Origin of the sequence: Haladaptatus sp. AB643, assembly GCF_024136975.1 — an archaeon.
GTDB lineage: Archaea > Halobacteriota > Halobacteria > Halobacteriales > Haladaptataceae > Haladaptatus.
On the sequence record NZ_JAMYJW010000002.1, the window covers coordinates 259,205 to 278,280 of the forward strand.

Sequence of the window (19,076 nt, forward strand, 5' to 3'; positions counted from 1 at the left end):
CACCTGACAGCGACGGGACGAGCCCTAATGGGTTTTTTCTGATGTATGTTGTGAGAGATAGGTGCAAGAATAGCTGGTTTCGAGGACCAGCAACAGATACTGCCTCGATGCCGAGGTCAAAGCCAATCGGGGTGTTTAGATAGTGCGCTAGAAGTTAGCAGCCACTCGTTTGGCATCCGACGCGGACGGATGCCGAGGAGAACACACAACATGAATACAGTCGAACGCTGGAAACAGGAGAAACACCCGCTCGACGTCATCGACGACGTGTACGCGTATGCCGAAGAAGGATTGTCCTTCGACGAAATCGAAGCGCGCGCCGGGGACGGCGAGTGGGAACGATTGAAATGGGCCGGGCTATACGCGCACGGACAACACGAGGATTACTTCATGCTTCGCACGAAGGCCCCGGGCGGTCGCCTCACCACGGAGCAAGCCGAAGTCATCGGCGAAGTCGCCGAGGAGTTCGCCACCGCACCCGCGGAACACGGTGGCGACGAGCAGAATCCCGTGTGGGGAGACGCCTATCTGGACATCACGACACGGCAGGACATTCAGATGCACTGGATCGAGATCGAGGATCTGCCGGAGATTTGGCGGCGCTACGACGAGGTCGGTCTCACTACCGTCCAGGGCTGCGGTGACGGTGCTCGGAACGTGCTTGGATGTCCGGCCGCTGGGCTGTCGGAGCACGAATGTTTCGACGCACAACCCGTCATCGACGCGGTTTCGGGCTTCTTCACGGGCAACCGCGAGTACGCGAACCTGCCGCGGAAGTTCAAGATGACCATCACCGGCTGTCAGGAGGACTGTGCCCAGTCACAGATCAACGACGTCGGACTGACGCCCGCCCGGAAGCGGATCGACGGCGAGGAGTACTACGGCTTCCACGTGAAGGTCGGCGGCGGCCTCTCCGACGGGCCACGGATGGCGTCCCCGCTCGACGTCTTCATCCAACCGGAGGACGCCGTCGAGTTCTGCCGTGCCGTCGCGCAGGTGTTCAAGGAACTCGGCGACCGGAACAACCGCGGCGTCTGTCGGATGCGCTATCTCGTGGAACAACTCGGTCCCGGGAACTTCGAAGCGGCGGTTCGCGAGCGATGCGACGTCCCCCTCGAATCCCGTGGTACCGACCTCAGCGAGAGCTACACGGGTGATCACGTCGGCGTCCACGACCAGAAACAGGATGGACTGCAGTACGTCGGGTTCAACGTCATCGCGGGACGCATGGGCGGGGACGAGTTCGCCGAAGCGGCCCGGGCCGCGCGGGAGTACGGGACGGACGAGGCGACGATTCGTCTCGCCACGGATCAGAACTTCCTGATCTCCCACGTGCCCGCCGACCGTACCGCCGAGTTGCTCGACGAACCGTTCGCACGCGATTACCAACCCGACCCCGGCCCGTTCTCGCGCGGTGCCGTCGGCTGTACCGGGTCGGAGTTCTGCAATTACGGCATCATCGAGACGAAAAAGCGCGTCCGACGGTGGGCCAAGGAACTGGACGAGCGGGTCGAGACGCCGGACGGGTTGGACGTCGTTCGGATGCACATGAGTGGCTGTTCGGCGTCGTGCGCCCAACCACAAATCGCGGACATCGGCTTCCGCGGCGAGACGGTGAAGGTCGAAGGCTCCGAGGAGACCACGAACGAGGAGGGCGACGCGGTGGTCGAAGGGATGGACGTCGGCCTCGGCGGCTCGTTGGGTGCTGACAACGAGTTCATCGACTGGGTCGAAACAGCGGTTCCCGCGAACGCGGTCATCCCCGCGCTCGAACGGCTCTTCGAGGTGTACGTCGAGGACCGAGTCGAGGGCGAACGCTTCTACGAGTGGCATCGCCGGGTCGGCAACGACCGCCTCCGCGACATCATGCGCCGTGCAGACGCCCCCGTCTCGAAGGGGGTGGCGCAGGATGACTGAGCGGCGATTCCCGGGCGTCCCGGGCGAATCCGGTTCGGCCGATTCGACGGACGACTGCTGTGAGAACGGCCAATGTACGTGTGCCGTGGGTGAAGACGGGGCGGGTTCGTCTCCGCCACGGCTCCGCTCGGACGGCGGGAGCACCCCCAGCAACGTCGATGCCGACGGGAGCCTCGGCGAGATCCAGTTCACCGAACCCACGGTGGGAACGAGTCAGGACGTCGAGGGCTCCGACGCGAATCCGACGGCCAGACCCGGCGTCCCGGAGGGCGTCGAACTGGACACGCCGGGGTACTCCATCCGGAGCGAGATGAACGACATCGACACGCCCGACGAGAAGACGTGGTTCATGGAGTTGGACGAGGCGGTCATCGAGGAGGACCGGTGTATCCAGTGTGGGACGTGTGTCGCGGCGTGTCCGTCCGATTCTATCGGCATCGGCGACGACGGCCTGCCGGAACTGGTGAAGATGTGTACGGGGTGTTCGCTCTGTTGGGACTTCTGTCCTCGGGGCGGCCTCCGGTACGAACGACAGTGGAAGATCACCGGCGGCGACGACAACGTGTCGGGTGCGGGTGATCCGATCACCGAGTTCTCGGCAAAAGTTTCCGATAGCTGGCGGGCGAACGCACAGGACGGCGGGATCGTGACATCCGTCCTCGTGCATCTCCTCGAAGCGGGTGAAATCGACGGGGCGCTCGTCGCCACGGAATCCGACGAGGAGCCGTGGAAGGCCGAGAGTTTCCTCGCGACGAGCCGCGAGGAGTTGATCGAGAACGCCGGGAGCTTCTACAACCAGACGATGGCGCTCGGCAACCTCGACATGGAGCAGTGGGAGGAACAGCTTCCGGACAAGGACCCGGAGGACCTCTCGCTTGCGCTCGTCGGGACGCCGTGTGAGATCGAAGGGATCCGTGCACTCCAGGATTTCGCGTGGGACCACCAGTCCCACGAGGATGGTGTTCGCGCCATCGAGTACACCATCGCGCTGATGTGCACGAAGAACTTCAACTACGAGCGGCTTATCGGGGACCAACTGCAGGAAAAGCGGGACATTCAGCCCGAGGAGATCGGCAAACTCGACGTTCTCGACGGGGAGTTTCGAGTGTACGACCACGACGAGGAACTCATCGTCGAGGAATCCATCAAGAACTTCCACGGTGCCACACTCAAGGGTTGTGACGAATGTGCGGACTTCACCGGCTACTGTGCCGACCTCACCGTCGGTTCGGTCGGCAGCCCGAACGAGTATTCGAGCGTCATCGTCCGGACCGAAACCGGACTGAAAGCGTGGGAGTTGGCCGAACCCGACCTCGAATACGAGGACCTCTACAGTCGGAAAGCGATCGGTAAACTACAGAGCTGGGACAAGAAAAACGCGTTCTCGTCGTTGGAACGGCAGTTCGATCCGGACGCGCCGCGGTTCATCGAGTACACGGATCACGCCGAGCAGTACGGCACCGAACCCAATCCGCACGAGGCGGACCACTAACTCGGTTTCGTCCCCGTCACCCTCCTCAAACGCTGGACCGGAACGAGGATGGTTCTCAGTTGACCGGCGTCGTTCGGGAGGATTGACCGATGACGACCTGTCCGGCGACCAGAACCAACATCGCGATACCGACGCCGAGGATGGTCGCTGGCACGCCCAGTAGTGTGCCTCCCGTTAGCTTAGTACTGATCCCGAACACCGCTCCGAGCACCATCGAGGAGAGGATGACTCGGCCGTCGATTCCCCGCCAGTACAGCGCGACGTACACTGGAACCAGAAGTCCGGTGGTCAGCAGTACCGCCCTGAAATCGTACAGGTCGAAGATAGATCCGGGCGGGGACGCGCTGATGGCCGTCGCGAGAAGTCCGAATCCGATGGTGGCGGCCCTCGAAATTTTCAGTTGGTGGGCGTCGGACGTGTCCGGGTTGAAGTAGTCGTAGATGTCCCGCGTGAGCGTGACCCCGATGGAGTGTAACCGCGTGTCGGTCGTCGAGAGGATTGCGCTCATGATCCCGAGGATGACGATGGTTCCCAGCGTGGTGGGGAGGACCCGCATGATGAGGACGGGAAACGCCCGGTCCGTATTCGAGACGGTTATCCCGGCGTTGTGGAGCGCGACGCCGGTTGCGGCACCGAGGAGCGACGTGACGACGAGAAACATCGCGATGATGACGCCACCGGCGGCGATGTGGAATTTCGTCGTTTCGATGTCCTTCGTCGCGTTGATGCGGATGATGACGTTCTGGCCCGTGAAGATGGTCCCGAAGAAGGCGACGATGGAACTCACGATGGTGATCAGGGTGTACGATCCACCGCCGAGCGGCGTAACGTTGGAGGGGTCGATGGCGGCGAACTGTTGGTTCATGGCCGTGAGGCCGCCCAAATCCGTGACGAGGTACACCACCGCGATCGTCATCAGCGCGACCATGACGGTTCCCTGAAGGAGGTCGGTCCACGCGACGCTCACCAACCCGCCGAGCACCGTGTAGACGATGAAGACGAGACCGATCACCCACACCATGTACTCGTACGGAACGCCGGTGATTTCGGTCACCAACACGCTCGCGCCGACGAGTTGAATGACGAGATACACCCACGCGTTACTCAATAGGAGAAGGCCAGTGACGGGACGGGCATACTGCCGACCGGTAACGTTCGCGACGATGTCCGAGAGGGTCACCTTGTTCAACTCCCGTATCTTGTGCGAGACGAAATAGAGGCCGCTCATGCCGAGTGCGAGTCCGAAGTTCACGCCGACCATGATGGCGTAGCCGGTCTTCGAAAATTCGCCGATGACGCCGATAGCGGCGACGGCGCTGAAGAAGTTCGCGACGAGCGACCAGGTCGCGAGCCACTTCCCGAGGTTTCGGCCGTACACCCAGAAATCGTCCTTCGTGTTCGTTTTCAGGTATCCCCACGCGCCGATAGCGAGGACAATGAGGAGGTAGAGAACGAACGCGGCGAGATACGTTCGATTCACCATCAGTCAGTCCCCCCGCGAGCGGTGTCCGAGAACGGTTTCCCCATCACTTTGTGGACGACAACGTAATGGATCGCTCCCAAACTACCCGCGAGGAGCGTCGCGATGATCATTACAAACGTCGTGGTTGGAAGGCCGATTACAGTCATGATTTCGTCCTATTTTCACGTCTCCTTGCGTTTTTCCGCCGAATCGTCGTCAAGGAGTGCTACTCGTTAGCGAGTATCCCAGAGATACTTATTGATGTTGGCTGATTAAAAATAAAGTCGTCCAAGTATGGATTTGGTCGTGAAATCTCCACAGGGCTGTCACACGGAACGTGGGAACCGTCCCTTCTCGTAAGAATCTAGAGTCGGTGACCACGGCGGTTACTGACGTCACCTATCTTCGGTGAAAGGTTATTAGTAGATATTGGGACATTTTCGTGACGACGATATCGAATCCCGTCGTGCCGTGCAGGGACCCGAGTGTCGCTACGGACAGCAGCAATCGGAGACGATTAATCGACAGATCAATTACCGTTCTACGATCAGATCGCTGTTGTTCATAAAGCGATTTTTCGATAATCTATCGGAATCCCAATCGGACACAAAGTATTTGCCGGAATACTACAACCGATTGACTGGATTATGGATAGCAATCGTCGAAAGGTACTGGCAGGAGTAGGAACGCTGACGGCACTCGGTCTCGGTACGACGCAGGTGTTGGGCCAATCGGGAGCGGGAACATCGGAGGATCAAAACGAGGGCGACGGCCACGACGATGCGCTCGGTCCGGCGGTGAGTTTCAAACATTCGGACCCCGAGTACGAGTTCGTCGTCTTCGGCAACGACGGCAGCGAGACCTACGACGCGTCCGGGTACTGGGTCGACTTCGAATACGGGAACGACGACGTCGATCAACGTCGGCAACTCCCGGAGGGGAGCACCATCGATCCCGGTATGTACCTCTACGTGGCGACCGGTGCCGTCGATGACGAGAAGATCAATCCCGGCGATAACAACTTCGTGGAGTTCGATTACGACCACGACGTGATCGCCGATGACGATTCGGACGTGATCGCGTTACTCGATGAGGACGGGACGGTGGTGGCGTCGTCGGACTACGACGTCGCCCCTATCGGATCGAATTCCGAAGATGGGTCGAGTGACGATTCGTCCGACGACACGCAATCCGGTGACGATAATCAGTCGGGAGACGACGAGCAGTCGGGTGACGACGGTGGATCCGATGGAAGCGAAGACACCGAAGATAACGGATCCGATGAATCCAGCGGTTCCGATTCGAAGGACTCGTCCTCGGAAGACGATTCCGAAGACGGCTGCTGAGCCGACCTACGATCGACCTTTTGTTTCGCTCGTAACCGAGCAGGTGTGCGTATCGAATCCCGATGAGGGAGGAAAGCGGATAGCCGGACGTCAGTCGGACGAGGAGGGTTGGTCGATCAACTCGCCTTCGACCGGGAAGAGACACGCCGCGGAGTGGTCGTCGTCTCCCGTCGTATCGACGTCGGGGTCCGTGGCTCGGCACTCCTCGCGGGCTTTCGGACACCGTGGCGCGAAGACGCACCCCGACGGGAGGTCGATGGGGTTTGGCGGTTCCCCGTCGAGCGTGACCCGGTCGCGGTCGGTGGACGGGTCCTTCTCCGGCGTCGCCGAGAGCAACCGTTCCGTGTAGGGGTGCAGCGGTTCATCGACGACGCGTTCGGTGTCGCCGATTTCGACGATTCGACCCAGATACATGATCGCCAGTTGGTCCGACACCTGGGCGAGACTCGCCAAGTCGTGTGAGATGTAGATGATTCCGATGTCCTCCTCGTCCGCGAGCGAGCGGAGGAGGTTGAGCAGGTTGACTTTCAACGAGACGTCGAGCATCGACGCCGGTTCGTCACAGACCAGGAAGTCTGGGTCGAGCACCAACGCCCGAGCGATGGCCACGCGTTGGCGCTGTCCTCCCGAGAGTTCGTGCGGATACTGATCGAGGAACTTCGAGGGGGGCGTCAGTCCGACCCGTTCCAACGTCTCCCGGACCACGGACTCGCGGTCGGCCGGGTTTCGGTCGTGGATCGTGAGCGGTTCGCTCACGAGCTTCCAGACGGTCATCCGCGGATTGAGCGAGTCGAAGGGGTCCTGAAAGACGATCTGTGCCTTTTCCCGGAACTGCTTCATTTCGCCGCTCTGATACTCCGACGCCGACTTGCCATCGAACAGTATCTCGCCGCCGGTCGGCTCTTCGAGGAGCGCGACCGTCTCGCCGAGCGTCGATTTCCCACAGCCGCTCTCACCGGCGATGCCGAGGATTTCCGACCGGGAGACCGAGAACGAAACGCCGTCCACCGCCCGGACTTTGGGCGGTTCGTTCCCCCGGAATTTATCCATCAGCGGCTGACTCTGTGCGTAGTGTTTCTCCAGATCTGAAACCGAGAGGATGACGTCCCGCTCCGTCCGTATCTCATCCTCGGCCGTTTCGACGCCCCACGTCTCTGGTTTCCGGGCTTCACGTCGGATCTGTGCGGCGCGCTCGACGTGGTGACAGGCCGAGCGTTGGTTTCGATTCGGCAGGTCCACGAACTCCGGATGGGACGCTTCGCAGGTCTCGTCGGCGAACGGGCACCGCTCGACGAACGCACAGCCGGTCTGCGGCGTGGCCAAGTCGGGCGGTGACCCGGGGATGGACACCGCGTCCTCCGTCCCGGATTCGATCTCCGGGAAGGAGTTCTTCAGCCCCATCGTGTACGGGTTCGTCGGATTGATGAGCACGTTGCCCGTGCTCCCCTGTTCCATCACCTTCCCCCCGTAGAGTATCGAGAGTTCGTCGCAGGTCTCGGCGATGACGCCGATTTCGTGCGTGATGAGCAACAACGAGCTATCGACGCGCTCCTGAATGTCGAGAATCGTCTCGATGATCTTGTCCTGGACGATGACGTCCAACCCGGTCGTTGGCTCGTCGGCGATGATGAGGTCCGGTTCGAGCGCGAGCGCCATCGCGATGGTCACCCGCTGTCGCATCCCGCCCGAGAACTCGTGCGGGTAATCGTCGATTCGGTTCGGGTCGAGACCGACCAGATCGAACAGTTCTCGCACCCTCTCGCGGGCGTTCGGCTTCGAGACGTTCCGATGTTTCTGAATCGCCTGCCGGATCTGTGCGCCGGTCGTCATGACGGGATCGAGGGCGTCCATCGCGCTCTGTGGGATGTACGCTATCTCCTCCCAGAGGATGTCCCGCCGTTCCTGTTCGGAGAGCGAAAGCAAGTCCCGGCCTTTGTACAGGACTTCGCCACCGGTGACGGAGCCGTTATCGGGAAGCAAGCCGAGGACGGCTTCCGCCGCCGTCGACTTTCCGGACCCGCTTTCGCCCGCGAGGCCGTAGTTGACACCTTCGTCAACGGTGAACGAGACGCCGTTGACGGCGTGGATCGATCCCTTCTGCGTTCGGTACTCGACTTCGAGGTCGGTTATCTCCAAGAGCGTCATTTGTCTGATTGAATTTCGGGGTTGATGACTTCCTCGTACGCGCGGCCGATGAGGAACACTGCGGTCGTGACGGCGGCGATACCGACGGCCGGTGGGACGACCCACCACCAGGCGACTCGGATCGCGCCGGATTCGAACACCATCCTGAGCATCCGCCCCCAACTCGTTGAGGTCGGGTCGCCGAAGCCCAGGAACGCCAGACTCGCCTGCGAGGCAATCGCCCACGCGACGCCGTAGGCCACGTAGAGGAACCCGATGGGGAGGACGTTCGGCGCGACGTGGACGAACATCGTCCGCAGGTGACCGGCACCGCTCGCCCGCGCCGAGCGAACGAACGTCTGCTCGCGGACCGAGAGGACTTCCGCCCGAACGACGCGAGCGGGCATCTTCCAGAGGAAGAGGACGATGATCGCCGTGATGAGCCAAATCGAGGGCGTCACGAACGTCAACAGCAACAACGCCATCGGCATGAACGGGAGCGAGAACGTGAGGTCGGTCAACCGCATCAGGAGTTCGTCGACCCACCCGCCGAAGTAGCCGCTCACGAGGCCGATCAGAAACCCGAGCGCGCCGGTTCCGACGCCGCCGATCAGACCCACGATGAGCGTCGGTCGTGCGCCCGCCAGGAACTGGCTGAGCACGTCCTTGCCGAACTCGGTAGTGCCGAACGGGGCCGCCGCGTTCGGCGACGCCAACCGCATGATCTCGCCGTTCTTCGTGTGCACGTCCGAGATGATCGGGTCGTGCGGTGCGAGATACGGTCCGAACAGACCCAGGAAGACGAACGCGCCGAGGATTAACATTCCCGCGAGCGCGAGGCGGTCCCGGGCGAGGAACAGGAGTTGGGACTGGATTTGGCTGGCTCGGTCCGAAAGGCGAGTGCGGTACGAGACGGATTCGGTGCTCATCAGGCGGCACCTCCGGTGGCCGAAACCGTCGGGTCGAAGTAGGCGTAGAGGAGGTCAGCGACGAGGTTCATGACGATGACCGCGAGCGCCATGATGAACACGGCCGCCTGAACCAACGGATAGTCCTGTTGCTGGATGGCGAGCACGAGTTCCCGTCCGATACCCGGCCACCCGAAGACGACTTCGAGGAGGATGAGCCCCTGAAAGATCATCCCGAGTCGAAGCGCGAAGTAGGTCAGTATCGGAAGCATCGAGTTCCGACCGGCGCGGAGGAGTTGTTCGAACTCGGACAACCCCTTCGCCCGGTGCAGTTTGAGGAACTCGGACCCCTGTTTCTCGACGACGCCGTTTCGCGCCAGGAGAAGGAAATCGCCGCTGTAGTAGAGGACGGCGACGGTGAACGGGAGGACGTAGTGGTGAAGGAAATCGACGGAGAGATAGGTCGCGCCCAACCCGTCGGGCGTCGCCGTGATGTCGCGCATGCCGAACGCGGGGGTGAGGTCCAACGTGTAGGAAAAGAGGATGATGAAGAGGATGGCGGTGATGAACACCGGGGTCGAGCGGAGCGCCGTCGTCGTGAGGATACTCCCCGTTTCGAGCGCCGAACCGCGGTTCCACCCGGCGACCATTCCCAAGAGGGAACTCAGGACGGCCGTCGTTATCAGCGCCGGAACGAGCAGGACGAGCGTGTTCGCCAGTTTCGGGGCGAGGATATCCCACACCGGCCGACTCTGCAGGATGGAGTAGCCGAACTGGAACGTGAGCAGGTTCCGAAGGTAGAGCAGATACTGCTGCCAGAGCGGCTTGTCGAGGCCGTACAACGCCATGATCCGGTGAGCCTGTGCCTCGTTCAGATTGCCGGTGGTGATCAGCGACTCGAACGGACTACCCGGGAGCATTCGCAGGACGACGAAAATCACCGTGACGGCGACGAGCGTGAGCACCGCCGCGATGCCGATTCGCTTCAGGAACACCCGTCGGAAGTCACTCATCGCGCTGCCTCCGATGCGAAGCGGCCCGCCGGTCGTGCGGTCGGTTCACGTCACGCTCGGGCATCGAAACCCGAGTCGAGACGGGGTGGAAACGGTCGATTGTCACCGTCGTCGTGGTCGAAAGGGTTCGTGTCATGTGTTTTTATGTTGTGGTCGTGTTCGTTTCGTCCGAGAAGTCGGGTTGGCCGAGTTCCGTCCGGCGTTCGTGCGTCTTTCCGGGTTTGGTTCGTTCGACGAACGCTTTCCATGCCTTCCCGTTCGGGAAGTGCATTACGCCGTCGTCGTCCCAGATGTAACCCGCCCGTTCCAGGATTCTCCGCGCGCGTTTCGGCTCGTACTCGTAGTGTTTGACGCCCGTTGCGTGCCACTTCGTCAGTTCCGAGATGTAGTTCTCGCCGTCCGGAACCGTCGCCTCGCCGAGCAGCACGTCGTCGACGAACTGTTGCTTTGGCAGCGATTTGGCGAGGGCAACGCGGAACTCCTTGTCCCGAATCAGCGGGTTCGAGTGCATGAGCTTCACCGCGACGGGGGCGAAGTTCTTCGTCGACATCCGTTCGATGTGGGCCGAGTTCGCGGCCCGGTCGGCTTGCGTGTTCGAGAGCGTCGTCCCGATGGCGTCGAGTTCCTCGTTTTTCAGCGCCCCGATCATCGCGTCGATGTTCCCGACGTTGATCCAGACCACGCGCTCGATTCCCGGACCGCTCACGGCGGCGTCACCGAGGTGGTTCCGTCGCCACTCGTCGTCGAACATCCAGTGGCCGTCGTTGCGCGAGACGGCGAATCGGGTTCCTTGGTCCCAATCCTCGAACCGGAACGGACCGGTTCCGACGGGGGAGCCCGGATTGTGTTGCGACGGCGTTTCGACGTCCTTCCAGCGGTGTTTCGGAACGATGATGCTCCGGACCATGCGCTGGGTCGTGAACGAAGCGTCGGGGCGTTTCAGTTCGAACCGGACCCGCGAGTCCGAGAGTTTCTCCACCGACTCGATTGGCTCGTAAAACGTCCCCTGACTCGTCGACGTCTTCTCGATGTAGAGGTTCGTCGAGAAAACGACGTCGTCGGCGCTGAACGGTTTCCCGTCGTGCCACTCGACGCCGTCTCGAAGCGAGACTTCGACGGTGGTGTCGCCGGTGAACTCGGCGCTCGTCGCCAATCCGGGGATCACTTCGAGCGACGGGGACGCGTCGAACAGTCCGTCGTAGATGAACTTGAGACGCGCCTCCTCGGCCCCACCGGCGGACCAGGGGAGGTTGAGCGAGTTCATCGAGGTCGAAACCCCCTTCACGTACGTCCGCTCGTTCGTCTTCGGTTGGAGGTTCACCTCCGTCCACTGGAACGAATCGCCCGTCGGCCCGTTTCCGGGCGTCGGAACGTATCCCTTCCATTTGTCGGTGTTGACAGCCGTGATCACGTTCGGAAACAGCGTGATTATGTCGCCGACGTCCTCGCCGAACAGCCGCTGAACCTTCGAAACCAGCTTCTTGCGCTTTTCCTCTTCGCCGGTCATCTGGCGCTGTTTTTCGAGGAGCCGATTGATCCGGTCGTCCCAGTAGTTCGTGTAGTTCGAGGAGTTCTCCTCGTACAACCGCATCAGGAACGGGTTCGGGTCGAGTCCACGCTGCGGGTCCGGACCCTGCGAACTCATCGAAATCATGTTTTCGAGGCCGCCGGTCTCCCAACTCTGTGCGTACAACTGGTTGAGCGGCCGGTCGATGAGCTTCATCGGAGCCCCCAAGTCGCCGAGTGCGCGCCGAAACATCAGCGCGTGTTCGCGCATCCAGGGGTCGTCCTCGCTCGAATATTCGACCGTGATCGGATCGAGCCGTGCACCTGCCGATGCCGTGTACTCCATTCCAGGTGCGTCGGCGTCGATGGTCGGCCAATCGTGCCAGTACCGTGTTTCTACCGAGTGCGGGACGCCCGAAGGGACGTTCGCCGCGATGGATTCTCCGGCGTTGCCGTTACACCCAGCTAACGACCCGACTGCGGCCGTCGTAGCGAGAGCGGTGGAGAGATATCTCCTGCGTGAGAGCGTCCCCTCCTGACCGTTTGCCTCTGTTGATCTCCCATGTTCTTCCATGGACATTGGTGCTCTATATACTCTTGATTCATGGTCCTATGTCCGAAGGGGTCCGATATGGATTTTTCTTTAAATGGGGTATGAAGTTATGGCAAGGTTTCGAGCACGATATTCAGCCGTCGGCCTCCGACGAGGTCGGACCGAAGAGAAGTGAAACGAGGTTCCGTTCGGCTCGTCGGAGCCGTTCGCTGAAACTCGATTGGCTGACGCCGATGCGGTCCGCGACGTCCGTCGCGGAGGTCCGTCGCGGGACGTCGAAATACCCCATCTCGTACGCGGTTTCGAGCGTCTGGAGCTGTTCGTCGGAGAGTTTCGAGAGGACGGTAGCCGTCAATCGGCCGCTGTCGAGCGGTTCGCCGATGGTATCGACCTGCGTGACGCTCTCCAAGCCGAACGTGCCGAGTTTGTGCTCGATATCGTCACCCAACTCCCTGAACTGCTCCCAATCGCGGACGGTCGCGACGACCGTGATTTGATCGTTGGCGAGGACGATTCGGTTCGGAATCGCTTCGTTCCTGAGGACGAGTCCGAGTATCGATGGATACGGTTCCCTCGCGGTGATGATCGCCCGCTCGGATTGAATTCCCATCGGTCCGGTCGGGAGCGGGGAACGGTTGAAGATACTGACGCCGGAGATGGCTTCACAGATACTCGAAAAATCGAACGAATCGGTCGCCGAGACGGTGAGCGACTCGATCCACGTTCCGTCCTCGATGTAAAATGCGTTGTCGAGTTCGACGCTCCGAACACCGTCGATCAGATCCCCGAGGTGTTCTATGACACCGGTCGGTCGTGTTCGGAATTCCACTCGCAGCATCGTATCCGGCATCCAGTGCGCGAGAATATAAGTTACTATCATTCGCGGATTTGTCTTCTCCTCGACACCGTCGAACTATTGCCGGTGTCTGATCGGTACGACCGGTGGAAAATCGGTATCGGACGACGGGTGTGGTCGGCTGATTGGGTGGCACACGACGGAAACGACGTCCACCGAAAACGGATTTACTTCTCAGTCACCCGACGACGCCGTTCCGGCGATCATCAGTTCGGTAAGCGTCTCGACGTCCGTTTCGGTCGTGGATTCGACTTCGACCAGTTCGCCCTGATAGAGAACCGCGATACGGTCCGCGTACTCCATGACCGTCTCCAAGCTATGGCTGACGATGATGATGGTGTGACCGTCCTGTTGCAATCGCCGAATCGTTTCGTAAACGAGTTCGGTCGCATCGACCGAGAGAGCGCTGGTCGGTTCGTCGAGAATGATGACGTCGGGGTCGAACGCGAGCGCGCGTCCCACCGCGACGAGTTGCCGCTGCCCGCCGGAGAGGAACTCCACTTCGGTTTCCGCGTCGATGTTGCGGCCGAGCAGGTCCGACATGATGTGGTCGGCGCGTTCGTACGTTTCCTCCCAATCGATGACGCTGAGCGGTCCGACGCCACGCTTCGGGAACTGTCCCATGAAGATGTTCGTGGCGACGTCGAGGTCGTTCATCAGGGCCAGATCCTGATACACGGTTTCGATCCCGGTCTCCCGAGCGTCGTTCGGGTTGGAGAACGACACCGGTTCGCCGTCGAAGTACAACTGACCGGCCGTCGGTTCGTGCACGCCGCACAGCACGTTCATCATGGTCGACTTTCCGGCACCGTTGTCGCCGACGAGCGCGAAGATTTGGTCCTCGTACACGTCGAGGTCGATGTTTTCGAGCGCGACGATGCGGCCGAAGCGCTTCTCCACGCCTTCCAACCGCATTTTCACGTCCGGTTCCGCCGTCGTTCGGGTCGTTTCGTTGGGGTTCGCGTTCATAATCAGGCGCTTGCCGCGAGAATGCGGTTTCGAATGCTTTCTTGCGTGTTGTACAGGAGGATGGCGACGAGCAGGACGAAACCGTTGACGACCTGCACTTGCGTCGCCGGAACGCCGCTGATGTTCAGGGCCGCCTGAATCACGCCGAGCAGGAGGACGCCGCCGAGCGCGCCCGAAATCTTCCCTCGGCCACCGAACAGGCTGATACCGCCGATCACCGCCGCGGCGAACGCGGGGAATACCTGCCCTTCCCCGATGAGCGGTGGAACGACACCGGTGTAGCCGGTGCTCATCAATCCGGCGAGTCCGGCGAGAACTCCGCTGATCGCGTAAACGGCGATGGTGATGTGGTCGGTGTTGACGCCGACGGCACGCGCCGAATCCTTGTCGCTTCCCAGTGCGTACACCTCCTGCCCGAACTCGGTGTACTTCATCGCGTAGCCGACGATGACGAAGGCGACGAGGGTGAGCAGGATGGCGAGGTTGGGAATCGAACCGGGAACGAGGTAGCCCTTGGGAACGGGAACGGGCTGTGTGTTGAGCGCGGTTTTCGCCCCCTCTAGGATGATGAGCGTCGAGAGGGTCTGCAGGAACGGGTTGATGCCGAGTTTGCTGATCATCGCGCCGTTGAAAACGCCGATCAGTCCCCCGACGACGAGGATGATGACGAAGCCGAGCGCCGGACTCCCGATGACGCCCCAGCAACTCGGGCAGTTGCCGAGCAACATCCCGGTGAACATGGCCGAGAAACCCATTATCGCCCCGACCGAGAGGTCGAAGTGACCCGAGAGGAGACAGATGCTCTCCCCGAGGACGAGCAGTCCGATGGGAACCGCCTGCCACAGGATCAACTGGACCGAGATGATGTTCCGGAACGTGTTCGGGACGAGCACCGCCACGCAGACGACGACGAGGAGGAGGATCGGCCAGATCATGTACTCCAGCAACGTGAGGACGAGGTCCTCAGAATCGTCGGCGAACCGCCCGAGAATCCCACTAGTTGATGTGCTCATGGATCTCGATCAGCCCCAAATGTTCCCCCAAAGGTAGGGTTTGTCGGCGTTTTCCTGCGTGATGACGATGCTGTTCGTCTGGAACCACGGGTGACCGTTCTGCTTTTTGATGGACGCCGGACTCCAGATGGCCTTCTTCCACAGGTCCACGCCCTTGTGCTTATGCGCTTTGACACTGAGGTCGCTCTTCGAGACTTGCTTTCCGACCTTCGGTATCGCATCGTCGCCGTTCTCGATGTACTTGCGCATGTACTCGATGGCGATGGGCATGTAGAAGTAGTTGGGTTGGTCGACGGCGGCGTCGATGTACCCCTTTTTGACGAGCGGGTTGACCTGCGGGCTTCCGTCCATCTGCGTGAGGACGATGTGTCCCTTCTCCCCTTTCTTCTTCAGTTTTCCCACCTGTTCGACGGCCGTCTTCGTCCCGAGCCCCATTGAAAGGTTGGCTGAGTAGATGCCGTCGACGTTACCGTTGGAGTTGAGCCACTGGCTCACCTTGCTCTTGGCCTCGTCCTGAGCGAACTCCGCGTTGATGGTGTCCGCCACTTCGATCTTGTCGTTTTTCTTCACGGCGTCGAGGAACCCCTGACTGCGCTGGTTCGCGGATTGGTTCCCCTGCGGACCGCGGACGTTCAGCACGCGCCATTTGTCCTTGCCGCCTTTCTGTTCTTTCAGCGACTTGATCATCTGCTCGCCGGATTTCTGCCCGCCTGCGGTGTTACTGAATCCGACGTACATTTTGGCCTTCGAACTCGCCGTGTCCGCGTTGGCAGTGAACACCGGAACGCCCTGTTTCTCCGAGGAGTCGATGGCGGATTTGATAGCACCGGTCGACCAGATGCTCGCGAGGATACCGTCGTATCCCTGATTCGCGAATTGACGGATGTCCGATGCCTGCTTGTTGGCACTCTGTTGGTTCGGGACGATATCGACTTTGATCCCTTGATCCTTGCAGTAGAACTCCGCGGCTTCCTTGAACGCGGTAATCCAGGAACCGCCGCGAACGTACATCGAGATACCGAGTTTGTTCAATTCACCGCTCCGGGGGCCGCTACTGGTACTGAAAAATCCCGAACAGCCAGCGAGGCCCGAGAGCGTGACCGCACCGGTGCCGGCGAGATATCGTCTTCTGGTAACGGATGGCATCATTAACGATGTGGGAGGGATGGTTATAACCTTAATTATAAATATATGAATAGTATAATATACAATATAATATCTAGAAGTAAAGTGCGATTTAAACTGAGAGAAGATCCGGACGGTCGAAGACCGCCGGTCACGCCGATAGAACGGCGAGATAACGGCGAGGAAACGGCGTCGGTGGGGTGGCGTGCTGGTTGGCGGTCGATATGGTCCCACGGGGGGTATCATCGTTCTTTCCACACGACCGTGATTCTCACCAAACGAGTGTTTTAGGCTGGCCAAAAAATCGAAACTGCTTTAGTGGTTTAGGCGAGCCTAAAACGTATGCCACAAGGCGGCGACACGCGCGATGCACCGACACGACGGGACTACCTCAAAGGCGGCGGCGCAGTCATCGGCGGCGGCCTGCTCGCCGGTTGTTCCGGCAATAAATCCGAAACGACCACGACGCAGGCGACCGACACCGACTCCACGACGACAACCGAAACGGAATCGGAGACGAAGACGTCCGGGGACGGTTCGTACTCAGTGACGATGTCCCCCGTGGGGACCGTCGAGTTCGATGCCGTCCCGAAGAAGATATTCACTCGGTTGTCACATCACACCGGTATGGCGTTCGCGCTCGGCCGCGGCGACGACGTCAACGCCGTCAACGGGCCGGAGTACTACGACACGACGTGGAACCAGTTCACACCTCGTCTCCCGGGCGTTTCGGTGGACTGGTCGGATTTGTACCCGTCGTGGGAAGTGAGCAAGGAGAAACTCTACGCACTCGACAGCGACGTTCACTTGGCCGACCCCGCGTCGGTGATTCAACTCGACAATTGGAACATGAAGGACATCGACGAAATCGCCGACAACATCGCGCCGTGGTTCGGCAATTCGTTGAGCGCGCGCGAGCAGAAGGTGACTTCCGAGTGGACCGGCGATTATCAGTACTACACCCTGTGGGAGCAGTTCGAGAAGGTCGCAAAGGTGTTCCGCGAGGAGAAGCGCTACGAGGCGCTCGCCAGCGTTCACGACGACCTTCTCGCAACGATACGAGACGGTCTCCCGCCGAAGGACGAGCGTCCGAGCGTGGCGATGATCACCGCCGGCGACGTGACGAAGCAGATCTGGGCGTATCCGGTCGTCAGTCCGGGATTCCTGACGGCACACACGCGACCGCTACGGCCCAAGGATGCGTTCGGTGGATCGGTCGATTCCGGGGCGACGGTCGACTTGGAAGCGATGTTGGAGGCGAATCCGGACGTGATACTGTTCCTCGGCGGGATGCAACCGGACGTGAGCATGAACGACCTCCGCTCGACGCTCGAATCCGATCCCGTCGCCGCGAAGATTTCCGCGGTCGAGAACGGCCACGTCTACCCGCAAGGGGCGCGTTATCAGGGGCCGATCCTGAACCTCTTCCAGTTGGAGATGAGCGCCAAGCAGTTCTACCCCGACCAGTTCGGCGAGTGGTCCACCTCCGACGGCGGACCGTACCCCGAGTTCCCGGCGGACGAACAACTGTTCGACCGTCAAGAAGTCGCGGATATCATCAAGGGGGACTTCTAACGATGGTCGACGAAACCGTCCGGATCGCCGAAAAGATGAATCGAAACCTTCGTCGGAGTGACGTCGGGACCTCCCCGGCGTCACCGTACGACGAGTGGTCCGACGAACGATTGGTCGATGGGTACCGACGCAATAGCCTCCTCCTCCGGGAGTACGGTATCGACGACCGGACGATACAGGCCCTTTGTGCCATCGAGGAACGCCTTCGCGCTCGCGACATCGACCCGGACAGAATCGTCGAAGGGTTGGATACCTGACGGGAGCGCTCGCATCAAATTTTATCTGGCACACAGACGAAACGGAACGCATGCCCGAACCGACACGCGTCGCGGATACCCACAATCACACCGGCGAAGGACCGCTCTGGCACCCGGACGAAAAGCGCCTCTACTGGCTCGACATCCCGAACGGCGAGTTGCTTCGATACGACCCGGCGACGGACGAGCACGAACGTTGCTACGAGGCGGACGCCATCGGCGGGTTCACCATCCAGAAGGACGGATCGCTGCTGCTGTTCGAGGACGCCGGGAAGGTCGAAATCTGGCGCGACGGAACGACGGAGACCGTCATCGAGGAGATTCCGGAAGAACGCGACACGCGCTTCAACGACGTGATCGCCGACCCGGAAGGACGGGTGTTCTGCGGCACGATGCCGAGCGACGACCACCTCGGTAGTCTGTATCGACTCGACCCCGACGGGACGATCACGAAGGTGCTCGACGGGTTGCAGATCCCGAACGGGATGGGGTTCACCCCGAACCGCTCCGGATTCTACTTCAACGAGACCGAGGCGGAGTCGGTGTATCGATTCGAGTACGACGCGGAGACGGGGGAGATTTCGAACCGGGACGTGTTCGTCGATACGGAAGACGAGGAGGGAAGTCCCGACGGGATGACCGTCGATGCGGACGGGTACGTTTGGACCGCCTACTGGAACGGGGGGTGTCTCGTCCGCTACACGCCGGACGGCGAAGAGGATCGACGCATCGACTTTCCCGCGCGGAAGGTCTCCTGCGTGACGTTCGGCGGCGAGGGATACGAGGACGCGTACGTCACGACCGCTCTCGGTCCGGGTGAGGGCGAACCGAGATCGCGGGAGGAAGAAGGCGACGGTGCGGGTGCCCTGTTTCGGTTCTCGCCGGGCGTCGCCGGTCGTCCGGAGTTCCGCTCGGACGTCTCCCCGTGAGCGGTTACGGTGGACAGTCACCGTAAGTACG

16 protein-coding genes are annotated in these 19,076 nt (G+C 60.9%); 6 read left to right on the plus strand and 10 right to left on the minus strand.

Features of this window, described 5'->3' with window-relative positions; genetic code table 11:
* Positions 1 to 210 precede the first annotated feature (210 nt).
* Together NKF25_RS06040 and NKF25_RS06045 are read left to right on the plus strand one after the other, a co-directional pair.
* Positions 211 to 1,917: a ferredoxin--nitrite reductase gene (locus tag NKF25_RS06040; RefSeq protein WP_253225799.1), complete on the plus strand. Its 1,707-nt coding sequence runs from the start codon at positions 211 to 213 to the stop codon at positions 1,915 to 1,917.
* The gene (locus NKF25_RS06045) at positions 1,910 to 3,409 is read left to right on the plus strand and encodes a Coenzyme F420 hydrogenase/dehydrogenase, beta subunit C-terminal domain (RefSeq protein ID WP_253225800.1); all 1,500 of its coding nucleotides are present in this window, start codon (positions 1,910 to 1,912) and stop codon (positions 3,407 to 3,409) included. Before NKF25_RS06040 ends, NKF25_RS06045 begins: the two co-directional genes overlap by 8 nt.
* A 55-nt stretch (positions 3,410 to 3,464) precedes the next feature.
* On the opposite strand, the gene NKF25_RS06050 is transcribed toward NKF25_RS06045, so the two are convergent.
* A complete protein-coding gene (locus NKF25_RS06050) occupies positions 3,465 to 4,892 on the minus strand; it encodes a hypothetical protein (RefSeq protein WP_253225801.1) in 1,428 nt (475 codons plus the stop codon).
* Positions 4,892 to 5,038: a hypothetical protein gene (locus NKF25_RS06055; protein ID WP_253225802.1), complete on the minus strand. Its 147-nt coding sequence runs from the start codon at positions 5,036 to 5,038 to the stop codon at positions 4,892 to 4,894. Before NKF25_RS06055 ends, NKF25_RS06050 begins: the two co-directional genes overlap by 1 nt.
* Before the next feature lie 480 nt (positions 5,039 to 5,518).
* On the opposite strand from NKF25_RS06055, the gene NKF25_RS06060 reads away from it, so the two are divergent.
* Positions 5,519 to 6,217, plus strand: a complete 699-nt coding sequence (locus NKF25_RS06060) for a lamin tail domain-containing protein (RefSeq protein WP_253225803.1) — start codon at positions 5,519 to 5,521, stop codon at positions 6,215 to 6,217.
* 90 nt (positions 6,218 to 6,307) lie between these two features.
* On the opposite strand, the gene NKF25_RS06065 is transcribed toward NKF25_RS06060, so the two are convergent.
* The 8 genes from NKF25_RS06065 to NKF25_RS06100 all read right to left on the minus strand — a co-directional run bounded on the left by NKF25_RS06065 (position 6,308) and on the right by NKF25_RS06100 (position 16,305).
* Positions 6,308 to 8,362 (minus strand): ABC transporter ATP-binding protein, encoded by a 2,055-nt coding sequence (locus NKF25_RS06065; protein WP_253225804.1) that lies wholly within the window; start codon positions 8,360 to 8,362, stop codon positions 6,308 to 6,310.
* Positions 8,359 to 9,270 (minus strand): ABC transporter permease, encoded by a 912-nt coding sequence (locus NKF25_RS06070; protein ID WP_253225805.1) that lies wholly within the window; start codon positions 9,268 to 9,270, stop codon positions 8,359 to 8,361. The genes NKF25_RS06065 and NKF25_RS06070 overlap by 4 nt, the downstream gene beginning before the upstream one ends.
* Positions 9,270 to 10,262, minus strand: a complete 993-nt coding sequence (locus tag NKF25_RS06075; RefSeq protein ID WP_066147133.1) for an ABC transporter permease — start codon at positions 10,260 to 10,262, stop codon at positions 9,270 to 9,272. Before NKF25_RS06075 ends, NKF25_RS06070 begins: the two co-directional genes overlap by 1 nt.
* A gap of 142 nt (positions 10,263 to 10,404) precedes the next feature.
* Positions 10,405 to 12,342 (minus strand): ABC transporter substrate-binding protein, encoded by a 1,938-nt coding sequence (locus NKF25_RS06080; protein WP_253225806.1) that lies wholly within the window; start codon positions 12,340 to 12,342, stop codon positions 10,405 to 10,407.
* Positions 12,343 to 12,454: 112 nt separating this feature from the next.
* Positions 12,455 to 13,159: a helix-turn-helix domain-containing protein gene (locus NKF25_RS06085; RefSeq protein WP_253225807.1), complete on the minus strand. Its 705-nt coding sequence runs from the start codon at positions 13,157 to 13,159 to the stop codon at positions 12,455 to 12,457.
* A gap of 192 nt (positions 13,160 to 13,351) precedes the next feature.
* The gene (locus NKF25_RS06090; protein ID WP_253225808.1) at positions 13,352 to 14,146 is read right to left on the minus strand and encodes an ATP-binding cassette domain-containing protein; all 795 of its coding nucleotides are present in this window, start codon (positions 14,144 to 14,146) and stop codon (positions 13,352 to 13,354) included.
* 2 nt (positions 14,147 to 14,148) lie between these two features.
* Positions 14,149 to 15,159, minus strand: coding sequence for an ABC transporter permease (locus NKF25_RS06095; protein WP_253225809.1), 1,011 nt, complete (start codon positions 15,157 to 15,159; stop codon positions 14,149 to 14,151).
* A gap of 9 nt (positions 15,160 to 15,168) precedes the next feature.
* A complete protein-coding gene (locus NKF25_RS06100; RefSeq protein WP_253225810.1) occupies positions 15,169 to 16,305 on the minus strand; it encodes a sugar ABC transporter substrate-binding protein in 1,137 nt (378 codons plus the stop codon).
* A gap of 321 nt (positions 16,306 to 16,626) precedes the next feature.
* On the opposite strand from NKF25_RS06100, the gene NKF25_RS06105 reads away from it, so the two are divergent.
* Genes NKF25_RS06105 through NKF25_RS06115 form a run of 3 tightly spaced genes read left to right on the plus strand, consistent with a single transcriptional unit; the run spans position 16,627 to position 19,045 of the window.
* On the plus strand, positions 16,627 to 17,859 hold the full coding sequence (locus NKF25_RS06105; RefSeq protein ID WP_253225811.1) for an ABC transporter substrate-binding protein: 1,233 nt from the start codon (positions 16,627 to 16,629) through the stop codon (positions 17,857 to 17,859).
* A gap of 2 nt (positions 17,860 to 17,861) precedes the next feature.
* Positions 17,862 to 18,116 carry a hypothetical protein gene (locus NKF25_RS06110; RefSeq protein WP_253225812.1) on the plus strand — a complete coding sequence of 85 codons (255 nt, stop codon included), beginning with the start codon at positions 17,862 to 17,864 and terminating at the stop codon, positions 18,114 to 18,116.
* Positions 18,117 to 18,166: 50 nt separating this feature from the next.
* A complete protein-coding gene (locus NKF25_RS06115; protein ID WP_253225813.1) occupies positions 18,167 to 19,045 on the plus strand; it encodes an SMP-30/gluconolactonase/LRE family protein in 879 nt (292 codons plus the stop codon).
* Positions 19,046 to 19,076: the final 31 nt, after the last annotated feature.

What these genes read in the sequence shown, in the direction of transcription:
- NKF25_RS06040 (WP_253225799.1), top strand. Translation starts at nt 211, where the DNA reads ATGAATACAGTCGAACGCTGGAAACAGGAGAAACACCCGCTCGACGTC.
- NKF25_RS06045 (WP_253225800.1), top strand. Translation starts at nt 1,910, where the DNA reads ATGACTGAGCGGCGATTCCCGGGCGTCCCGGGCGAATCCGGTTCGGCC.
- NKF25_RS06050 (WP_253225801.1), bottom strand. Translation starts at nt 4,892, where the DNA reads ATGGTGAATCGAACGTATCTCGCCGCGTTCGTTCTCTACCTCCTCATT.
- NKF25_RS06055 (WP_253225802.1), bottom strand. Translation starts at nt 5,038, where the DNA reads ATGACTGTAATCGGCCTTCCAACCACGACGTTTGTAATGATCATCGCG.
- NKF25_RS06060 (WP_253225803.1), top strand. Translation starts at nt 5,519, where the DNA reads ATGGATAGCAATCGTCGAAAGGTACTGGCAGGAGTAGGAACGCTGACG.
- NKF25_RS06065 (WP_253225804.1), bottom strand. Translation starts at nt 8,362, where the DNA reads ATGACGCTCTTGGAGATAACCGACCTCGAAGTCGAGTACCGAACGCAG.
- NKF25_RS06070 (WP_253225805.1), bottom strand. Translation starts at nt 9,270, where the DNA reads ATGAGCACCGAATCCGTCTCGTACCGCACTCGCCTTTCGGACCGAGCC.
- NKF25_RS06075 (WP_066147133.1), bottom strand. Translation starts at nt 10,262, where the DNA reads ATGAGTGACTTCCGACGGGTGTTCCTGAAGCGAATCGGCATCGCGGCG.
- NKF25_RS06080 (WP_253225806.1), bottom strand. Translation starts at nt 12,342, where the DNA reads ATGGAAGAACATGGGAGATCAACAGAGGCAAACGGTCAGGAGGGGACG.
- NKF25_RS06085 (WP_253225807.1), bottom strand. Translation starts at nt 13,159, where the DNA reads ATGCTGCGAGTGGAATTCCGAACACGACCGACCGGTGTCATAGAACAC.
- NKF25_RS06090 (WP_253225808.1), bottom strand. Translation starts at nt 14,146, where the DNA reads ATGAACGCGAACCCCAACGAAACGACCCGAACGACGGCGGAACCGGAC.
- NKF25_RS06095 (WP_253225809.1), bottom strand. Translation starts at nt 15,159, where the DNA reads ATGAGCACATCAACTAGTGGGATTCTCGGGCGGTTCGCCGACGATTCT.
- NKF25_RS06100 (WP_253225810.1), bottom strand. Translation starts at nt 16,305, where the DNA reads ATGCCATCCGTTACCAGAAGACGATATCTCGCCGGCACCGGTGCGGTC.
- NKF25_RS06105 (WP_253225811.1), top strand. Translation starts at nt 16,627, where the DNA reads ATGCCACAAGGCGGCGACACGCGCGATGCACCGACACGACGGGACTAC.
- NKF25_RS06110 (WP_253225812.1), top strand. Translation starts at nt 17,862, where the DNA reads ATGGTCGACGAAACCGTCCGGATCGCCGAAAAGATGAATCGAAACCTT.
- NKF25_RS06115 (WP_253225813.1), top strand. Translation starts at nt 18,167, where the DNA reads ATGCCCGAACCGACACGCGTCGCGGATACCCACAATCACACCGGCGAA.